This window comes from Oscillospiraceae bacterium, from assembly GCA_034925865.1.
GTDB lineage: Bacteria > Bacillota > Clostridia > Oscillospirales > SIG627 > SIG704.
The window spans coordinates 127,955-148,394 of sequence record JAYFRN010000001.1 but is presented as its reverse complement, the minus strand read 5'-3'; the positions used below and the strand labels follow the sequence as shown (position 1 = coordinate 148,394).

The 20,440-nt window shown below is 40.6% G+C and carries 18 protein-coding genes; 15 read left to right on the top strand and 3 right to left on the bottom strand.

Annotated elements, in window-relative coordinates; translation table 11 throughout:
* Window positions 1-507 precede the first annotated feature (507 nt).
* From VB118_00670 to VB118_00620, 11 genes are all read left to right on the top strand, one after another.
* The gene (locus tag VB118_00670) at window positions 508-1,071 is read left to right on the top strand and encodes an XRE family transcriptional regulator (protein ID MEA4831112.1); all 564 of its coding nucleotides are present in this window, start codon (window positions 508-510) and stop codon (window positions 1,069-1,071) included.
* Window positions 1,072-1,167: 96 nt separating this feature from the next.
* A complete protein-coding gene (locus VB118_00665) occupies window positions 1,168-2,772 on the top strand; it encodes an AMP-binding protein (protein ID MEA4831111.1) in 1,605 nt (534 codons plus the stop codon).
* A gap of 17 nt (window positions 2,773-2,789) precedes the next feature.
* On the top strand, window positions 2,790-4,190 hold the full coding sequence (gene asnS / locus VB118_00660) for an asparagine--tRNA ligase (protein ID MEA4831110.1): 1,401 nt from the start codon (window positions 2,790-2,792) through the stop codon (window positions 4,188-4,190).
* Between the two features lie 45 nt (window positions 4,191-4,235).
* Window positions 4,236-5,522 (top strand): aminotransferase class I/II-fold pyridoxal phosphate-dependent enzyme, encoded by a 1,287-nt coding sequence (locus tag VB118_00655; protein MEA4831109.1) that lies wholly within the window; start codon window positions 4,236-4,238, stop codon window positions 5,520-5,522.
* A 20-nt stretch (window positions 5,523-5,542) separates the two neighbouring features.
* Window positions 5,543-6,997 (top strand): adenylosuccinate lyase, encoded by a 1,455-nt coding sequence (gene purB, locus VB118_00650; GenBank protein MEA4831108.1) that lies wholly within the window; start codon window positions 5,543-5,545, stop codon window positions 6,995-6,997.
* 94 nt (window positions 6,998-7,091) lie between these two features.
* Window positions 7,092-7,664 carry a hypothetical protein gene (locus VB118_00645; GenBank protein ID MEA4831107.1) on the top strand — a complete coding sequence of 191 codons (573 nt, stop codon included), beginning with the start codon at window positions 7,092-7,094 and terminating at the stop codon, window positions 7,662-7,664.
* Between the two features lie 51 nt (window positions 7,665-7,715).
* Entirely contained in the window at window positions 7,716-8,978 is a 1,263-nt protein-coding gene (gene secD, locus VB118_00640; GenBank protein MEA4831106.1) for a protein translocase subunit SecD, read from the top strand.
* An 18-nt stretch (window positions 8,979-8,996) separates the two neighbouring features.
* Complete coding sequence (secF, locus tag VB118_00635; protein ID MEA4831105.1) at window positions 8,997-9,917, top strand: protein translocase subunit SecF; 921 nt, start codon at window positions 8,997-8,999, stop codon at window positions 9,915-9,917.
* Window positions 9,918-10,071: 154 nt separating this feature from the next.
* A complete protein-coding gene (locus VB118_00630) occupies window positions 10,072-11,073 on the top strand; it encodes a phosphatase PAP2 family protein (protein MEA4831104.1) in 1,002 nt (333 codons plus the stop codon).
* A gap of 119 nt (window positions 11,074-11,192) precedes the next feature.
* Window positions 11,193-11,489: an AbrB/MazE/SpoVT family DNA-binding domain-containing protein gene (locus VB118_00625; protein ID MEA4831103.1), complete on the top strand. Its 297-nt coding sequence runs from the start codon at window positions 11,193-11,195 to the stop codon at window positions 11,487-11,489.
* A 7-nt stretch (window positions 11,490-11,496) separates the two neighbouring features.
* Window positions 11,497-12,462, top strand: a complete 966-nt coding sequence (locus tag VB118_00620) for a D-2-hydroxyacid dehydrogenase (protein MEA4831102.1) — start codon at window positions 11,497-11,499, stop codon at window positions 12,460-12,462.
* Here VB118_00620 and VB118_00615 read toward each other — a convergent pair.
* On the bottom strand, window positions 12,450-13,562 hold the full coding sequence (locus tag VB118_00615; protein ID MEA4831101.1) for a hypothetical protein: 1,113 nt from the start codon (window positions 13,560-13,562) through the stop codon (window positions 12,450-12,452). The genes VB118_00620 and VB118_00615 overlap by 13 nt on opposite strands.
* A gap of 93 nt (window positions 13,563-13,655) precedes the next feature.
* Here VB118_00615 and VB118_00610 point away from each other — a divergent pair, with 93 nt between their 5' ends.
* Genes VB118_00610 through VB118_00595 form a run of 4 tightly spaced genes read left to right on the top strand, consistent with a single transcriptional unit; the run spans window position 13,656 to window position 17,496 of the window.
* Window positions 13,656-14,522 carry an NAD(P)/FAD-dependent oxidoreductase gene (locus VB118_00610; protein MEA4831100.1) on the top strand — a complete coding sequence of 289 codons (867 nt, stop codon included), beginning with the start codon at window positions 13,656-13,658 and terminating at the stop codon, window positions 14,520-14,522.
* 16 nt (window positions 14,523-14,538) lie between these two features.
* Window positions 14,539-15,495, top strand: a complete 957-nt coding sequence (locus tag VB118_00605) for a hypothetical protein (protein ID MEA4831099.1) — start codon at window positions 14,539-14,541, stop codon at window positions 15,493-15,495.
* 25 nt (window positions 15,496-15,520) lie between these two features.
* Complete coding sequence (locus VB118_00600; GenBank protein ID MEA4831098.1) at window positions 15,521-16,789, top strand: neutral/alkaline non-lysosomal ceramidase N-terminal domain-containing protein; 1,269 nt, start codon at window positions 15,521-15,523, stop codon at window positions 16,787-16,789.
* Window positions 16,786-17,496 carry a ThuA domain-containing protein gene (locus VB118_00595; GenBank protein MEA4831097.1) on the top strand — a complete coding sequence of 237 codons (711 nt, stop codon included), beginning with the start codon at window positions 16,786-16,788 and terminating at the stop codon, window positions 17,494-17,496. Before VB118_00600 ends, VB118_00595 begins: the two co-directional genes overlap by 4 nt.
* A 247-nt stretch (window positions 17,497-17,743) precedes the next feature.
* On the opposite strand, the gene argH is transcribed toward VB118_00595, so the two are convergent.
* Entirely contained in the window at window positions 17,744-19,132 is a 1,389-nt protein-coding gene (gene argH, locus VB118_00590; protein MEA4831096.1) for an argininosuccinate lyase, read from the bottom strand.
* Between the two features lie 12 nt (window positions 19,133-19,144).
* Window positions 19,145-20,368 carry an argininosuccinate synthase gene (locus VB118_00585; protein MEA4831095.1) on the bottom strand — a complete coding sequence of 408 codons (1,224 nt, stop codon included), beginning with the start codon at window positions 20,366-20,368 and terminating at the stop codon, window positions 19,145-19,147.
* Between the last annotated feature and the right edge of the window lie 72 nt (window positions 20,369-20,440).

The following is a 20,440-nucleotide window of genomic DNA, read 5'->3' as shown; positions in this document are numbered from 1 at the left end:
TTTTTGTAAGAATATTTCACTACCCGTTGACGAAAGTGTGCTTCTGATGTTATACTGTTCATAGAAAAACGTCCTCTTCTTGTATGTGTTTTTGTTGTTATTAACATCATACTATATTTGAGTTCGTTTTTCTACTTCTTTGTCATATATCATGTCACCTATCTATTGTATCATAACAATTTGTCAATTTTTAAAAATATGCTATTTATCATCATTCAAATATTACTAACTTGGCAATTACAATAATTACCGCTTAAAGAGGATAATAGACACTGGTATATGGGCTTTCTCTTTATGGAACAATTCTTATATGATAGCAATTCACTAATTAATGTGTTTTGCATCTTCCTTTTATACAAAAGTCACATTAAAAATGACATTTTGATGTAAGACTCTTGCAAAATGGCTGCAAATCATTTATAATATATTTTATGCAATTTATAACCCCCGAGGAAAGGAATTTTTCATTTTTTGTTTTAACTTAAAATGAAATTCAGGTATTTTGTGATGTCGCAAAGTAGTGTAAACCCCCAGATAAAACAGATCGCCGCACGCATTAAGGAAATGCGTGAAATTTTAAATATGACTTCGGTTTATGTCGCCGATAATCTCGGTATCTCCGAAGAACTTTATTTGGAATATGAAAATGCAGAAACAGATATTCCGATAGGAATTATATATAAAACGGCTTCTCTTATGCAGATTGATTCAACGCTGTTTCTAATCGGAGACGGCGCGAGAATGACAGATTATACAATTGTCAGAAAAGGACACGGGGTTAAAATCGAACGATATCCCGGTTATTCATTCTCGTCGCTTGCGATTAATTATATCGGCAGGCAGATGGATCCGATGATTGTAACCATTAAATCCGACGATATGCCGGCAAAGCTTGTCCGCCACGGCGGACAGGAATTCAATTATATAATTTCCGGAAAGATAGCCGTCACAATTAAGGACAAAGAGTTTTTTCTCGATGAAGGAGACAGTATTTACTTTGATCCCTCCGTGCTTCACGGTCAACGCGCAATGTCTGCCGAAGCTTCTTTTTTAACCGTTATTAACGAATAACCGAAAGGACACAGTTTTTAAGTAATGGAAAGCAAGGACTATCTATTAAAAAAATATTTACCCCGCATAGATTTTAATTCTTATGAAGATTTCAAGATGAATTACAGACTCGAAATACCGGAAAAATTCAACTTTGCATATGACGTCGTTGACGAGTGGGCCAGGGTGTTTCCCGATAAGCTCGCCCTTATTTGGGTCGACGATCACGACCGTGAAGAAAGGTTGACTTTTTCGGACATATCCAGATTGTCAAACAAAGCAGCAAACGTTTTTCTTTCAATGGGAATAAAAAGCGGAGACAAGGTAATGCTCATTTTAAAACAGCGCATAGAAGTCTGGATTTCTTTTATTGCGCTTCATAAAATCGGCGCCGTCGTGATTCCCGCCACCTTTCAGCTTACGCCCAAAGACATCGTATACAGATGCGAAAGCGCAGATATAAAAATGATAGTCTGCGTCGACGATGACGAAATAATATCACATGTAAAAACCTCGATTCCGAATTGCCATACTCTTGAAAACATATGTGTGGTCGGCGACAATATTCCGGACGGATTCATGGATTTCAGAAAAGAAATATCCGGTGCCTCCGAAACTCTTGAAAGAATAGAAACAAAAAATTCTGATCCCATGTTGATATATTTTTCAAGCGGTACTACCGGAATGCCAAAAATGATTCTGCATGATTTTGAGTATCCTCTCGGACATATTGTCACCGCTCATTACTGGCAGCATGTTGAGGACAGCGGACTTCATCTTACCGTCTGTGACTCCGGATGGGCAAAATTCGCATGGGGCAAAATCTATGGACAATGGATTTGCGGAGCCGTCATCGTCGCATATGACAATGATAAATTTAATGCGGAGCATTTGCTTAAAACAATTGACAAGCTTCGGCTCACTACCTTCTGCGCTCCCCCGACAATTTATCGTTTTCTTATAAAAGAAGACCTTTCTTCATGTGATTTTTCATCAATAAAGCATTGCTCTATCGCCGGAGAACCGCTCTCTCCCGAGGTATATTACAAGTTTCACGATCTCACTGGCCTTTATGTGACAGAAGGCTTCGGTCAAAGTGAGACGAGCGTTATAATTGCGAATTACGAATGGTTTCCTGTAAAACCCGGCTCAATGGGAAAACCGAGCCCGCTTTATGATATCGATATTCTCGATGAAGAAGGAAATCCCTGTGAAGACGGCATCGTCGGCTCTATCGTTGTCAAAAATGTCGATAAATACCATCCGACAGGACTTTTCCACGAATATTACCGCTCTCCTGACGCAATGGCTCATTCATTTAAAAACGGCGGATATAATACCGGCGATATGGCATGGCGCGATTCCGACGGATATCTTTGGTTTGAAGGAAGAAACGACGATATAATAAAATGCTCCGGATACCGTATTGGTCCGTTCGAAGTAGAAAGCGCTCTGGCTACGCATCCTGGTGTTCTTGAATGCGCGGTCACCGCCGCCCCTGATCCGATCAGAGGTCAGGTGGTCAAAGCAACAGTGGTTCTTACAAAAAATTATCTCCCGAGCGAGGAGCTGAAAAAAGAACTTCAGGAGCATGTTAAAAAGGTCACGGCTCCATATAAATATCCCCGTATAATCGAATTTGTCAAAGAGCTCCCGAAAACCACGAGCGCAAAAATTATGCGTGGTGAAATCAGAAAAGCAAATTACAGTGAAAATAAATAACTCATGAAGAGGACATTATGTTTACACCGAGAACAAGAATAAAAAGTCTTTATGCCGCTCCGGAAGAATTTTCCGGTAAAAATATAACCGTAGCGGGATGGATAAGAACCATACGGGCCAGCAATCAGTTCGGCTTTATCGAGCTCAACGACGGAAGCTGTTTTAAAAATCTTCAAATAGTATTCGAAACCGGTAAAGTGCAAAATTATGTCGATATTGCCAAGCAGAACATCGGCGCTTCTCTCGTTATTACAGGCGCAGTCGTCATAACTCCCGAAGCTAAGCAGCCGTTTGAGCTGAATGCTTCCGAAATAAAGATTGAAGGTATATCATCTCCCGAATATCCGCTTCAAAAAAAGCGTCACACACTCGAATTCATGCGTGAAATAGCTCATCTTCGTCCGAGAAGCAATCTATTCAACGCCGTTTTCAGAGTTCGCTCCGCGGCGGCTTTTGCAATCCATAAATTTTTCCAGGAAAACGGATTTGTTTACGTCAACACTCCGATAATTACCGCAAGTGACTGCGAAGGCGCGGGCGAAATGTTCAGAGTGACGACTTTGGATCTTAAAAACATACCGCTTGACGAAAAAGGTGGAGTGGATTATTCCAAAGATTTTTTCAAACGTTCGGCCAACCTCACAGTTTCCGGTCAGCTTAACGGAGAAACATACGCAATGGCCTATTCAAATATATATACCTTCGGTCCGACTTTCCGCGCTGAAAACTCCAATACTCAGCGTCACGCAGCGGAATTCTGGATGATGGAACCGGAAATGGCATTCGCAGATCTCGACGACAATATGAAAAACGCAGAGGAAATGATCAAATATGTTGTCAATTATGTTTTCGAAACTTGTTCTCAGGATATTGAATTTTTCAATTCTTTTGTTGATACAAGTCTTATCGAACGACTCAACAAGCTTAAAGACAGCGATTTCGGTCACATCACTTATACCGAAGCAATAAAGCTTCTAATTGAAAGCGGCAATAAATTTGATTATCCGGTTTCATGGGGAATCGATCTTCAAACTGAGCATGAACGTTATCTCACTGAAAAGATTTTCGGCCGTCCTGTTTTTGTCACTGATTATCCAAAGGACATAAAAGCTTTTTATATGCGTCAGAATCCGGACGGCAAGACTGTCGCCGCAATGGATATGCTCGTTCCCGGAATAGGAGAGCTTATCGGAGGCAGCCAGCGTGAAGAAAGGTATGACCTACTTACAGAACGCATGGACGAGCTTGGCATGAAAAAAGAAGATTACTGGTGGTATCTTGATCTGCGCAAATATGGCTCAGTCACCCATTCCGGTTATGGGCTCGGATTCGAACGCCTTGTGATGTATCTAACTGGAATTTCAAATATCCGCGATGTATGCGCATATCCGCGCACAGTCGGGAACGCAGAGTTTTAATTTACCACATTAATGTCTGTATTTAATAATATATGAGGAAAACATATGAGTTTAATTTATTCTTCAATGTCCCGCCAGGCTCTTGAATCGGTTATGTCTGAATCAAAAGCTGTATATGACGGTTATGTTTCACAAAAGCTTAAGCTTAACATGTCGCGCGGACGTCCGTGCGCGGAACAGCTTGACCTGACCCGCGACATGCTTTCAGTCATCGGTCCCGATTCTGATTTTGCCGCTTCTTCTCTTGATGTAAGAAATTATGGCGGTCTCACAGGAATAGACGAAATAAAAGATATTTTCGCGCCGATAATCGGAGCTGAAAAGGATGAAATCATCGCCGCCGGCAATTCCTCGCTTAATTTGATGTACGATCTCGTAGCTGACGGGATGCTTTACGGATATTCTGAAAGCACACCCTGGACCGCGCAAAGCAAAAGGATTAAATTTATTTGTCCAGCTCCCGGATATGACAGGCATTTTGCAATATGCGAAATGTTGGGCATAGAAATGCTGACTGTAAAAATGAATAGCGACGGTCCCGATATGGACGAGGTTTGCTCATTATGTGAAAACGACGAGTCCATTAAAGGTATTTGGTGTGTTCCGAAATATTCCAATCCTACCGGAGTCACCTTTTCCGACAATGTAGTCAGAAGATTTGCCGAAATGTCTCCGAAAGCAAAGGACTTTAGAATATTCTGGGATAATTCTTATGTTATACATGACCTTAACGCCGAAAGCGACCATCTATTGAATCTTTTTGACGAGCTCAAAGTACGCGGCAAGGAAGACGAATTATTTATGTTCACTTCTACGTCAAAAATAACATTCGCCGGAGCAGGAATCGCATTTGCCGCAATGTCCAAAGCAAATATAAAGCTGGTTTCTTCCCGCCTTTCCATAAGAACGATAGGATATGATAAAATAAATCAGCTTAGACACGTCAGATATTTTAAAAACACAAAAAACATATATGATCATATGCGTCTGCATGCCAATATTTTACGTCCCAAATTCAAGCTTGTTGACGATATACTTTCCGCCCGTCTAAGCGGTACCGGAATCGCGTCATGGACCAAACCGAACGGCGGATATTTCATAAGCCTTGATCTTATGCCCGGAACGGCAAAACGCACATGGTCGCTTGCAAAAGACGCGGGTGTGATATTGACCAATGTCGGCGCGACCTTCCCATACGGAAAAGATCCCGCGGACAGCAATATACGCATAGCCCCGACAAATGTTACTTTAAATGAGCTTGAAACAGCTCTTGAGGTTCTTTGCGTATGTTCAAAAATAGCGGCCTGTGAAAAGCTGCTCTCAAATAAATAAATAAATGAAAACGGTGTCATATGACCAGAACTGATATTTACGAAAGTCCATTTTCGACTCGTTATTCAAGCCCTGAAATGCTTCATATTTTTTCTCAGGACTTCAAATTCCGTACGTTCAGAAGGCTTTGGCTTGCCTTGGCTAAATCCGAAAAGGAGCTCGGCGTAAATATTACGAATGAGCAGATCGACGAGCTTTCCGCGCATCTGGATGATATAAATTATGACGTCGCTGAAAGACGCGAAAAAGAAGTCCGTCATGACGTCATGGCTCATATTTACGCATATGGAAAGCTCTGCCCTAAAGCAGAAAAAATAATCCATTATGGCGCGACAAGCTGTTATGTTGACGACAATACCGATATAATCGTTATGAAATCCGCTCTGACGTTGATAAGAAATAAGCTCATATCGGTTATTTACAATCTTTCGTTATTTGCTGACGAATACAAATCGCTTCCCTGTCTTGCGTACACGCATCTCCAGCCCGCACAGCTCACCACTGTCGGGAAAAGAGCGACATTATGGCTTAATGAGCTTTTATATGACTTAAAGGATGTCGAATACCGTATTAACGGCCTTACGCTTCTCGGGAACAAGGGTGCGACCGGCACACAGGCAAGCTTCATGGAAATTTTCAACGGAGACACAGAAAAAGTCAAACGCCTTGAGGAGCTTATCGCAAAAGAAATGGGATTTGACAAGGTGATCTCTGTTTCAGGACAAACATATTCAAGAAAGATCGACTTCTCTGTCCTTTCTGTTTTGTCGTCAATCGCGCAGAGCGCGCATAAATTCGCCTGCGACATGCGAATCCTTCAATCCTTCAAGGAAATGGAGGAGCCATTTGAAAAGAATCAGATCGGTTCATCCGCGATGCCATATAAGCGCAATCCTATGAGAAGCGAAAGAATATGTTCTCTCGCGCGTTATATAATATGCGACGTTCAAAACGCGGCGATTACCTCTTCACAGCAATGGTTCGAACGCACTCTTGACGATTCCGCAAACAAACGCATATCGGTTCCGGAGGCATTCCTTGCGGCGGATGCGATCCTTGATATCTATGAAAACATCACATCCGGCATTGTCGTATATAAAAAAGTCATAGCCCAGCGCGTCGCAAACGAACTCCCGTTTATGGCTGTTGAAAATATATTGATGCGCGCGGTAAAACATGGCGGTGACCGTCAGCAACTTCATGAACGTCTGCGTGAGCATTCAATGGCAGCGGGATATAAAGTTAAAGAAGAAGGTATACAAAACGATCTTATTGACCGTATTGCCGCCGATACCGCATTTGGTCTTGACAGATCTGAGCTTGATTCACTGCTGGATCCCACGCTTTATATCGGTCGCTCTGTCGAACAAGTTGAGGAGTTTATATCCTCAGACGTAAACCCGGCAATATCAAAATATCCTGAAATTCTCTCGGATATAAAATCCGGCGAAATAAAAACCGAACTCAAGGTTTGATATGTTAAAGCGTTTTATCCAACTAATTTATTTAATGTTGTCGGTTTTGCTGTGTTGCTCCGCTTTATCATGCGGACATCAGAGCACTTCGCTTATGCTTTCAGTCAAAGATGATCAATACGATTTTGACTCACTCAGGGCTTCACTCGAATCGAGATTGAACCGTCTTTATATCGACGACAGTCAGATCGACATATCGGAAGCAAGCGGCAGCGCCGTGGAAATAAGCATAAAAGGAAGAACGCTTACTCAGGACGAAATTAATATTCTTGTTTACTCCGACACGCTTTGTATAAAAAACAGCGACGGAGATATCGTAATGACATCCGAAGATTTTAAAGATTGTTCAATCGATTTTGACACAGAAAATTCCGGTGGAAAAAGCGAAAACGGCTGTTATGTCAAGCTCGTTTTTACAGAAAACGGATCTGAAAAATTTAAAGATCTTACCAGAGAAATATCCTCGGAAAAGGATGAGGAAAAGAAAATTCTTTCCGTATGGTGCGGCAAGGATCTTGTTTTAAATCCCATGGTGACTTCCACTATAATAACAAGTGAAATAATGGTGACCGGCGATTTTTCAATAACCGAATGCCGGCTGAAGGCCGCTGAAATTTTCTCCGCCATAAATCCTCTTCCGTTTTTGGTTGAGGTTAAGAATGAATAGATCCGGCCCGCCTGCCGTGAATCTATTATAATAATGAAAGGAAATTTTATAATGCTGTTAAATAAGTCAAAACTAATATTTACTTTTGTCTTAGTGGCAACACTCATATCTGTTTTTGTCTGCGGAATTCCGTATTTTAATCTTCCGGGTTTATTTGATAAAAATGCGATTAATAAAGGCCTTGACCTTTCCGGAGGTTCTCTTATTGTATATGAAGCCCAGACAGAAGGTTTAACTCTCTCCGCGGATGAACTGAACAACAACATGGAAGGCGTTGTTGTCATGATGCGCAACCGCCTTACAAATCTCGGCTATACCGAAGCCACAGTCACCCGTGTAGGCGAAAATAAAGTACAGATAGAAATACCGGAAATAACCGATCCGGAAAAAGCGGTTCAAAAGCTCGGCTCCACCGCAAAGCTTGAATTCCGCGATTATAAAGGAAACGTTATACTCGTCGGTTCCGATATATCGCGCGCTCAGGCCGGTGTTGATAAGGAAACAAATCAATATGCAGTGTTTTTTGAGCTTGCCGGAGACGCCGCAATAAAGAAATTTTCTGATGCGACCGATATAGTGAAAGATTATGCCAGCGGCAGTAATTATATCGGCATTTATCTTGACGAAGATGAAATTTCAAAGCCGACTGTCAGCGAAAAGCTCACAACAGGCACACTTCGTATAGACAACGCCAACTTTACCGCAGACGAAGTAAAATGGCTTGCGGGTGTAATATCCGCCGGTGCACTTCCCTTCGCGCTAAAGGATATACAGCTCGAATCCATCGGCCCGCAGCTTGGCGAAAACGCACTTGAATCCAGCCTTCTCGCGGCGGGAATCGGCCTTGTTCTGGTCATAATATTCATGATACTCGTTTATAGACTGCTTGGCGTCGTATCATCTCTCTCGCTTGTCATTTATACATGCATTGTCGGCATACTTATTGTCATGTTCCGCATTAACCTTTCACTTCCCGGCATTGCGGGTATCGTTCTTTCGATAGGTATGGCGGTCGACGCCAACGTCGTCATTTATGAACGTATCAATGAAGAAGTCGGCTTCGGGAAGAGTATGTCTGCGGCAATCAAAACAGGCTTTTCACGCGCATTTACCGCTATCCTGGACAGTAATATCACAACAATCATAGCTGCCGTCGTATTGTGGATTTTCGGATCCGGATTTATTAAGGGATTTGCCATAACGCTGTTTATAGGCGTTCTTGTCTCCTTCCTCACGGCGGTATCTATTACCCGTTTCATACTCAACGCCTTTGTTCATTCCAAATTGTCCGATACAAAGTATTATGTCGCTTAATCCGAAGGAGGTATATAAATGAAATTTGTTAGAAATATGAACTTAGACTTCTTTGGAAAAAGAAAATTATTCTTGCTTATCAGCACAGTTTTTATCCTGATAGGTATCGTATCCATGATCATTTCCGGTTTCAATCTGGATGCGGATTTCATCGGAGGCACATCATTTACCATTAATTTGTCCAGAAAGATAACGGACGGCGTCAAAGCCGATATTAAAGCAATAATTAAAGATACTGCAGGATTTGAGCCGTCTTCAATTCAACTTGCCGGACGCGACGGTAAAAGCGTTCTCATTAAAACTCTTGAGGTTGACTCTGCCAAACGTGAAAGCATCGTTGCAAAGCTGATTGATAAATTCGAGCTTGGCGAAGACTTTACCGATTATCAGGTATCAAATGTCGGAGCTTCAATGACAAAGGATATCACACGAAGTCTTTTCTTGGCTACGATAATTGCCATAGCGCTCATGCTCTTATATATATGGATCAGATTTGATTTATACACAGGCGCGTCTGCAATTATCTGCCTATTTCATGATGTATTCATCATGCTTACGTTATACTCCATTTTCCAAATTCCAGTCAACTCCAATCTTGTTGCCGCGATTCTTACCATTCTCGGATATTCGATTAATAATACAATTATAGTTTTTGACCGTATCCGTGAGAATAAGAAACTTAGCTCAACATTGGCTCCTGCCGAAAATGTAAATTTAAGCTCTAACAGAACATTCGCCAGAATGGTAAACACAACCGTAACCACTCTTCTTACCATTACGATGATTTACATCCTCGGAGTGACCTCAATTAAGAATTTTGCTCTTCCCCTTATAATCGGTCTGATCGCGGGATTCTATTCAAGCTCCTTCCTTGCGTCGCCTATATGGGCAATGATATACAAAGAAAAAAAGCTTAAATCAAAAACCATAAAGGCATAATAATTACAGCCTGCCTCATTCTTATTAAAACGGTGATACGCTTAATGACAAAAAACCCTGTATATGGAATATTTTTCATTAACAGTTATTGCTGCTTGTAATTCAAATGAGGCAGGCAAACCAATTATTCAGCGTCAGCTTGAAAGGAAGCTTAATGTCGATGTCGACCGATAATTCACGTACGGTAAAAACAATATCGCGTATTGTTTATATACTCGCATTTTTAGCATTTTTAATATTGGCATTTATATTTTCTAAATATGATCTGCAAATTTCATTAGCTGTATATAATCCGAATTCTGTTATATGGAATACATTTGAAATATTCGGAGAAACACCCGCAATTTTTATAGCTGTATTCTCTCTTAATGTGCTTCTGATCGACAAAATCTATCTTGTTAAATCAAACAGGAATAAAAAGATAAATCAAGCAAACACGAATTTACTTTCGATTAAAAGAAAAGTGTTAATCTTTATTTTTTGTGCTTTTTATATAATAATATCGATAGGCGCTTTTGTATATGTATTTGATACAATGCATAAATACGCATATGGGTATGGTATGAATAAAACCGTTACATTTTTACTTTCAATTTTACTTGAATCTGTTTTTTATTATACAACCAGTCTTTTTATGCGGCATAAATTCGGTTTACAGATCGGCAATAAGCATATCGGCGAGTTTACAGTCACTCCGTCATATAGTAAATTCATTGATAACTGCCGGATTGTCGCTTTAACCTGTGTGCTGACTCTGTTGGTGGTTTTTATAATGAAAATTTTTTGGGGACGGATCAGATTCCGTAATCTAATGAAAGATAATTCTGATTTTACCCCGTTTTATCTTCCCAACGGATTAATATCGGCGTTCCCTACCCTTTGGGATACCAATACTTCTTTCCCTTCCGGCCATGTTGCAAATGCGGCCTGCGTATATTCATTATATATTTTCTGTGATAAACCCAGAAACAGATTGTTTGTACGTATTTTACTTATTATCTGGATCCTCATAATTGCCATTAGCAGAGTATATAACGGAGCGCACTATGCTTCCGATGTCCTGTTCGGTTTAGCGATTACCCTTATGCTTTTCCATTTATCATCACATGTCATTAAAAAAAGATCCGGGCGTGTGAATACCCAAATAAAAATGTGACATTTACGATTAATATTTAAATATATTGTCGAATTTTGTCATATATATTAAATTTTTGTTTTCTCATTGACTTTTAAATCGAATTATGATAAACTTAGCACAAATATTGGAGGTAATTTATGTCAAAACTTAAAAAAACAAGAGGCAGTGTCAGAGGAATTGATGACCTCGGAAGAATAGTCATTCCCTGCGATATCAGAAGACGCCTCGGTATCAACATTCAGGATAAAGTTGAAATTTTTTCTGATAACAATCAGATAATTCTTCGCAAATATGCCGACAGCTGCATTTTCTGCGATTCTACGAAGAATCTGATGAATTATATGGGAAAAACAGTATGCTCCGCCTGTTATGAAAACATTAAAAACGGCGTAGTTGATTCCGAGGACGAATCAGACAGTGATTCAGAGGATTGACACCGTTATGTCTGCAAAAAAGAAGCTTCTCGTGCTTCTGCCTTTTGAAGACACTACCAAAGCCCGTCTAACCGACGGGCTTAAAAATTCTGTAGTGGAGTTTTCATCCGATGAATCCGTTTCTGTAGAGCAGGTAATAAATGCTGACGGAATAATCGGAAACCCGCCGGCGGAGTTTTGCGCGGCGTCAAAAAGGCTGAAATGGGTACAGGTCAGCTGGGCAGGAGTAGACCGATATACAAAATCAATTATTTTCCCACGAAATATTATCCTTACCAATGTCACCGGCGCTTTCGGTCATGCTATTTCCGAGCATATGGTCGGATGCGTATTTTCTCTTTATAAAAAGCTGAATCTTTACCGTGACAATCAAAATAAATCATTATGGCTTGACAGAGGAGAGGTTAAATCAATTGAAGGCTCTGCGGTATGCATACTCGGTTTGGGCGATATCGGCAAAGCCTTTGCAAAGCGCATGAAAGCTCTCGGATGTTATATTATAGGTATAAAACGACGCGCTTCAGAAAAGCCTGATTATGTTGACGAGCTATACCTATCTGAAATGCTCGACGAAGTGATTCCGAAGTGCGATATCGTTGCAATGGCTTTGCCTAACACGCCTGAAACAGAGTTTATAATGAACAGAGCAAGAATATTTTCAATGAAACCCGGCGCAGTACTGATAAATGTCGGAAGAGGCAACGCAATAGATACCGATGCCTTGTGTGACGCTCTCGAATCCGGCTTGCTTTACGGCGCCGCGCTTGATGTAACGTCACCCGAACCGCTTCCTTCTGACCATCGTTTATGGAAGCTTGAAAACGCGATAATAACACCGCATGTTTCCGGTTTCTATCATCTGAGACAAACATATGATAATATCGTTTCAATATGTATTGACAATGCTTTCAGATTCGATTCGGATTTACCGCTTAAAAACATTATAGACATGGAAACAGGTTATTGCCGATAATCCTCTTCATCCAGCATTTTCTTCAACGCATTCAAAAGCACATCTTTTATCGGCGCGTTTCCGCTTTCTTCTGTAAAATTACTTATTTCATCGCCGGAGCGAACTCTTAGCTCCGGCATCTTATTTGTTATAGGTACTCTGACAATAACTGAAGCTAATCCGTCTTCCGCAGTAAATTCAATTTCATGTCCATATTTTGCGCATACAGCATTCGCGATCATAAGGGGCAAAAAAGAAAAGCACGCCATGTTTAGTTTGTTTTTGCTTTGATTGTTATAATAAAGCGTTTTGAACATTCTGAACACTCCGTTTTTGTCTGTAAAAGAAAATTTTATTTTTTCATAACCAAAATCGGGGATAAAGCCGAGCTCAATTTCGTTTTCAATACTGTAAATCAAGCAATAATTAAATATATTAATCATTATATATAATAAATCTTTAAAATTAACCATTAGAATAATGCCCGGATCATTTTTAATTTTAAGATTAATTTTATATTGTTTTACAGTGCTTTCAGTAATTGACAAAAAACAATTCTTTACTTCAGATAAAAGACATGGAAAAACGATATCTGGATGAACCGTAATTATATCTCGGTAAAAAGCTTTTATAATTCTTTTACAATCAATAACTCTGTCAAGATTATCGCTTGATTTATTTATATATGCTCGAAGTAATGAAAAATCACATGTCCCTTTAATATTGGTATAATTTGTTAAAAACGCTTCCGCTTCTTCTTCGGCATACTCAGCAAACATTTTAAAATCTCTGTCATCAACGAACATATCAGACATGAAGGAGACAATACGACAGCCTTCACCAAGATATTTAAAATTTCTTGCGCAGCAAAACAAACTTATACCGTCGATATTATATAAACCAAAAAGATCCTTAGTTGGATCTAACTCATCTTTTTCTCTGAATCTTGATCCGATTCTTTGATTCGGTACAAGCTTTCTCGCCATTTGATTTTTATATATAATAAATTGATTCGAATCGGTTATAAGTATTCCCACGGGTAAATTTTCAAATCTTCTCTTCAGTTGCTTTTCAACATTTTCACCTATCGCGTTATATTTTCCCATAGTTGATTGTATCATATCGACATATTCTTTTTCCTTGTTTTAATTGACATTCATATATTTTAAAGCTATAATATATTATAGCAATTTTTCAAAAGAAATGGAATAGAAATGAGTAATATTTTAGACGCATTAATAATAGGAAACGGTCCCGCCGGCATTTCAGCAGCCGTATACCTGAAGAGAGCCGGTAAAAATGTGACAGTCATCGGAAAACATTCCGGTTCGCTTTTAAAATCAAAGCTTATTGAAAATTATTACGGATTCTATGGCTCCGGCGTCGAGCTTTTTGAATCCGGCATTAAGCTTGCGACTTCGCTCGGAATTGAAATCAGAACCGAAGAAGCAACAGACATAACACCAGGAGACGGTGTTTTTACCACGACAACAGATAAAAACGAATATATTTCTACCAATATCGTGTTTGCTGTCGGTGTTGAAAAGAAAAGCGTAAAAATACCCGGGCTGGCAGATCTTGAAGGAAAAGGTGTCAGCAGATGCGCGGTCTGCGACGGATTCTTCTTCCGCGAGAAACGCGTATGTGTACTTGGAAACGGCGAATTTGCGCTTCATGAAGCGCGTTATCTTTCAAATATTTGCAAAGAAGTCGTCATTCTTACCAATGGACAGGAATATGATACTTTTGATCTTTCGAATATATCAAACATTAAGACGGAAATAAAAAAGATCGCCCGCGTTTTGGAAAAAGACGACATGTTCAACGGTGTCGAATTTGTTGATGGGGCCACAGATGAATTTTCAGGTATGTTTATCGCTCTCGGCACAGCCGGCAGCGACGCTTTCGCGCGAAAGCTCGGACTTTATGCAGAAAACGGTATAATAACAGTTGATAAAAACATGCAGACAGACATTCCGGGATTTTATGCGGCCGGAGACTGTACCGGCGCTCCTTTTCAAGTGGCAAAGGCCGTATACCAAGGTATGACGGCAGCATATCACATCATAAACAAGGAATGACGGTAATTATCCCTAAATGATAATTTTATATTTTTTTCTTACTATTCTTTCCTCTGTCCTCACCGGTTTATTTTATAAATTCGGCAGTATGCGTCAGGGAAAGAATCCGTCTTCTCCCGCTCTCCTATGTACAATATATATGTCATTTTCATCGCTATATTTTCTTGTTGCCATAATTATATCAAATAACGGCTTTTCATCTTCTCTTTCCACAGTGCTTTGCGCTTTGGGCGGCGGAGCTTGCCTGGCAATAGCCGCGTATCTGTATCTGGTTTCCCTTACCTGCGGTCCGTATACAATTTCCGTTGTTTTATTAAATTTAAGCTCATTTGCGGTAATCTTTTACGCAATATTATTTTTAAATGAAACAATGACGGCATTGCAGGGATTTGCTCTTGTTCTTATGATTGCATGTGTCTGCGTTTTAACGATTTCAAGATCAAAAACCGGAGTATCAAAAAAAGCAAACATTCGCTGGATAATATTTATTACGCTGACATTTATTACTAACAGCTTTATAAATCTTTTCGTCCGAATGCAGGTTATATATAATCAGAATACCCAAAAAAATGAAATGATGTTTTTGTATTTTATGTTCGCCGCAATTACTTCATTTTTAATATTCGTCTTTACGGGAGGCTTTGGCAAGTTAAAATTCAAAATGTCCCCGGAGGAAGACATTACAGCATCAATAAATGCAGATAGTTACATTGAGACAAAGCGAGCGCCCATTTATTTCATGAGCATTCTGCCCGCCTCAATATTGCTTTCAATTTCGCTCGGCGTTAACCTCATAGCTTCATCTCAGCTCGTCGCATATTCATCTTCGGCAATACAATATCCGGTATGCAGCGGTTCTTCTATGATTCTATCGGCTCTTATCGGAAGATTCTTCTTTAAAGAGAAATTGAATTTGATTTCATACATCGCGATCGGCGTCGGAATAGGCGTCATCGTAATGCTGAGTTTATAAATTATAATCAAAGGTTGGTATTAAAATGAAAATCGGTGTCTGTAAAAAATGTATTTCAACTACCCTGCCCATCCATCTCACCGGATTCGGCAATCCTGACCGTAAATTCACCGGAATTCACGACGATATTTTTACTTCCGCCATCGCTTTTGAAAGCAATGGGACATTTGCAATCATCGTAACCGCTGATGTGCTTGGTTTTGATGCTGCCAAAGCAAAAAATTGCGCAAAGCTCATATCCGAAAAAACAAAAGTCCCGGCTGATTCAATTCTTTTTAACGCAAGCCACACTCACAGCGCGCCTCAAACCTCCGAAAACGTAAATCCCGGAATAGGCGCATATTTAAAGGAATACGCGGATTTCTTTTATGACTCCGCAGTAAAAGCTGCCGTAGGAGCGTTTGAGGACCTTGAACAGGGCGAATTATCATACACAACCGGCGAATGTTATGGAATAGGAATCAATCGCCGAAATATTGAAACTGGAACATATTATTTTGCCCCTTATGAAAAAGGCATACGAAATGACGAGGTAACGCTTTTAAAGGCCGTCTGCAAAGGTAAGCTCAAAGCTCTTTTCTTCCAGTATACTTGTCATCCGAGCACAACCGGTTTTGATGAAATATCCGGTGATTATCCTGCCGCGGCAAAAAGACATCTCGAATCCGCGTTCCCGGGAACGACTGCTCTGTTTTTACAGGGCTGCTGCGGAAACATTCGTGTAAGAACGATTAATGATGCAGGCAATGGCTTCCGCGGAGGTACATATGAGGATGTTGAACATTTCGGAAAGCTTCTCGCGAATAAGGTCATTGAGCTTGAATCAATGCCCGGCAACTCTGTTTCCGGAAAACTTATTTCAAAGAAAACAAATTTCAAGATTCAATACCAGTCGCTGCTTCCTAAAGACGAATATAAAAAGAAAGCCGATGAACAAACTCTCGAACTTTATAAAAACCCTTTGATGAAATACTATACCGAATATGAAACAATTTCTCCGGATGTCGGCTATTCCGTACAGAGAATCGATATCGGCGACTCTTTCACACTTTTTGGGCTTGAAGGCGAAGTGTGTGTCGAATATGATTATGCAATAAAAGCTATGCTTCCCGGCCGCCATACGATTGTGGCGGGCTATTCAAACGGTACTCCGGGTTATATCTGCACTGCCGATATGTATGACTACGGAGGCTATGAGCCATCAGGAAGCTGTTGTTGTTATTATGCCCGTGAAGGCTTCAAGCCTGAAACCGAGCAGCTAATTCTTTCAGAAATCAAGGAGAATCTTTTATGATTAATGTAACCGTCTGGCATGAATATGTTCATGAAAAGAATGATTCAGATACCGCAAAAATGTATCCAAAGGGTATTCACGGATGCATAGCCGATTTCCTTTCAAAAGATCCGGAGCTGAATGTCCGTACCTCAACACTTGATATGCCCAATCAGGGACTGCCGGACGAAGTACTTAATAATACCGATGTCCTCACATGGTGGGGTCACGCAGCTCACCAAGCGGTTGACGATGCTCTCGTTGAAAAAATCAAAAACAGAGTCCTTTGCGGTATGGGGCTGATTGTTCTTCATTCCGGGCATTATTCAAAGATATTCAAAGCTCTTATGGGCACGTCATGTTCTCTCCGCTGGAGAGACGCCACCAGAGAGCATATTTGGTGTGTGAATCCGTCTCATCCGATAGCAAAGGGCGTACCCGAGGATTTCAAACTTGAATCTGAGGAAATGTATGGCGAATTTTTTGATATTCCAAAGCCCGACGACATTGTATACTTAGGATGGTTCAACGGCGGTGAGGTTTTCAGAACCGGATGCGTCTTTAACAGAGGCCGCGGCAAAGTTTTTTATTTACAACCCGGTCATGAAACAAATGGTGCGTATCATAACGAAAATATACAAAAAATTATATCAAATGCCGTAAAATTCCTGTACAACGACGATATAATCCCTGAAATTGTCTGCCCGTGTACAGAACCGGTGGAATAAGCAATATTATTAAAACGGCATTTAAATAAGCCTTGTTTTATAAGAGAGAAAAGCCTATATACCAGAGTATTTCTTTCTTTAGGCGGTAATTATTTAAATGCCGAGTTAATAAAACGAGCTGCCGTTAATTTGTTGTTTAACGGCAGCTTTCCTTGTATACAAATAAATGATATTATAATAACACACGACATATGAAATTTCTTGACAAGCTTCTTTTCAAAGAAGCCGTTTTTCTCGTACTCAACATTTATCGATTGTCTATATTGCTTTCGATAAAATCCTTGAGGCGGGCAAGTTGAATTTCCGTGCTGTGAGGACCGGGCCCTCCTACTATATCACGTCTTGCAACGCAATTTTCAAGATTTATTGCTTCGAAAACATCCTTGTCAAATAAGTCTGAGAACATATTATATTCAGTCATTTCGAGATTCTCAAAACCTTTTTTCTTTCCGTTACAATAAGCAACCATGCTTCCGACTGTTTTATATGCGGTGCGGAATGGCATACCCTTTTTAGTAAGATAATCGGCAAGATCAGTCGCGTTAATAAATCCGCCTGACGCGGCGGCACGCATATTCTCCCGTTTAACCTTTAATGTAGGCAGCATACGAGCAAAGATATTAATGCACAGGATCGAATTGTCAATGGCATCGAAAAGCGCCTCTTTGTCTTCCTGCATATCTTTGTTGTACGCAAGCGGAAGAGACTTCATCATTACAAGCAATGCCGTAAGATCTCCGTATACGCGCCCCGTCTTTCCTCTGACAAGCTCAGGAATGTCAGGGTTTTTCTTTTGCGGCATAATTGATGATCCGGTGGAAAAAGCGTCGTCAAGCTCGACAAATGAAAACTCGCTAGAAGACCAAAGTATGATTTCCTCGGAAAGCCGTGAAAGGTGCATCATTACAACTGATAAATCGAACGCGAATTCAATAACAGAATCCCTGTCGCTCACTCCGTCGAGTGAATTATATGTTATATCCGCAAAATTCAATGATGTTGCCACAAAATGACGGTCGAGCGGATATGTTGTCGATGCAAGCGCACCGCTTCCGAGTGGCATTACATTGGCACGGTGATATGTGCAGGTAAGTCTGTCAATGTCGCGCATTATCATTTCCGCGTATGCGAGCATGTAATGCGAAAATGTAACAGGCTGGGCTCTCTGTAAATGAGTATAACCGGGCATCACGGTGTCCGTATTTTTTTCAGCCATACCGTACAATGCGCGGAGCAGTTCGAGAAGCGACGCTTTCACTTCTTTTAACATATTCTTGATATACATTTTTATGTCGAGAGCGACTTGATCATTTCGGCTTCGGGCGGTATGGAGGCGTTTACCATTTTCGCCGATACGCAGAGAAAGCTCTTCTTCAATAAACATATGAATATCCTCTGCGTCCGGTGAAATTTCAAGCTTTCCGGTTTCTATATCGGTAAGTATACCTTCAAGGCCGCTGACAATTTCGTCAGCAGCCTCTTTTGATATTATCTCCTGCTTACCGAGCATCCTTGCGTGAGCAATACTTCCGGTTATATCTTCTCTGTACATCCTGCTGTCAAACGCAATCGAGCTATTGAAAGCGTCAAGGGCGCTGTCGCTTTTTTTTGAAAAGCGTCCTTCCCACATTTTCATAATTTATTTTCCTTATTTTTTCTTATTGCGCAAATCTGCGCGCGCTTTTACCTGTATTGGCAGCCCGAACAAGTTGATAAATCCTGCGGAATCCTTTTGATCATAAACGTCGTCCTTTGAGAAGGTCGCTATTTCTTCATCATATAACGAATACGGAGATATGATGGAAGCAGGAATAACATTTCCTTTATAAAGCTTTATCAGCACTTCGCCGGTTACATTTTCCTGTGTTTTATCAACAAACGCACTGAGCGCTTCGCGAAGAGGAGTAAACCATTGACCGAAATAGACGAGATCCGCAAATTTCCCGGCAAGCATCTGTTTTGTGTGCATTGTATCTCTGTCAAGCGTAACGCTTTCAAGAAGCTCATGCGCGTCATAAAGGATAGTTCCGCCGGGAGTCTCGTATACTCCGCGGCTTTTCATGCCGACAAGTCTGTTTTCGACCAGGTCGAGAATACCTATTCCGTTTCTGCCGCCCAATTCGTTGAGCTTTTTGACTATTTCAACAGCTCCGAGCTTTTCACCGTCAATACTCACCGGATTGCCCTTTTCAAAACCTATTTTTACATATTCCGGTTTATCAGGAGCTTTTTCCGGCGAAACACCGAGTTCGAGAATCTTATCATAATTCGGTTCGTTGGCCGGGCTTTCAAGATCCATTCCTTCATGTGAAAGATGCCAGATGTTCATGTCCTTCGAATAGTTTGTTTCCCGTGTAATATTGAGCGGTATGTTTTTTGATATTGCATAATCTATTTCTTCATCTCTGGACTTGATGCTCCATTCGCGCCATGGAGCAATTATCTTCATTTCAGGCGCAAATGCTTTTATCGTCAACTCGAATCTTACCTGGTCGTTTCCTTTACCGGTGCATCCGTGAGCGATCGCGTCCGCGCCTTCCTTAAGAGCGATTTCAACAATGCGTTTCGCGATTATGGGACGCGCAAAGCTCGTGCCGAGGAGATATTTGTTTTCATATTTGGCGCCGGCTTTTACCGTCGGAAATATATAATCCTCGACGAATTCCTTTGTGAGATCCTCAATATAAATTTTTGAGGCGCCTGTTTTAATGGCTTTTTCACGTAAACCGGAAAGCTCCTTACCCTGTCCTACGTCGGCGGCGACCGCAATTACTTCGCATCCTTCGTAGTTTTCCTTAAGCCATGGAATAATTATTGAGGTGTCAAGTCCGCCCGAATAAGCCAGAACTATCTTTTTAATGTTATTCTTCATTGTTTTTACATTTTCCTTTCGATATTCTCTATATGGTGTTATTATAAATCCCATGTTACTGATTTCAATACT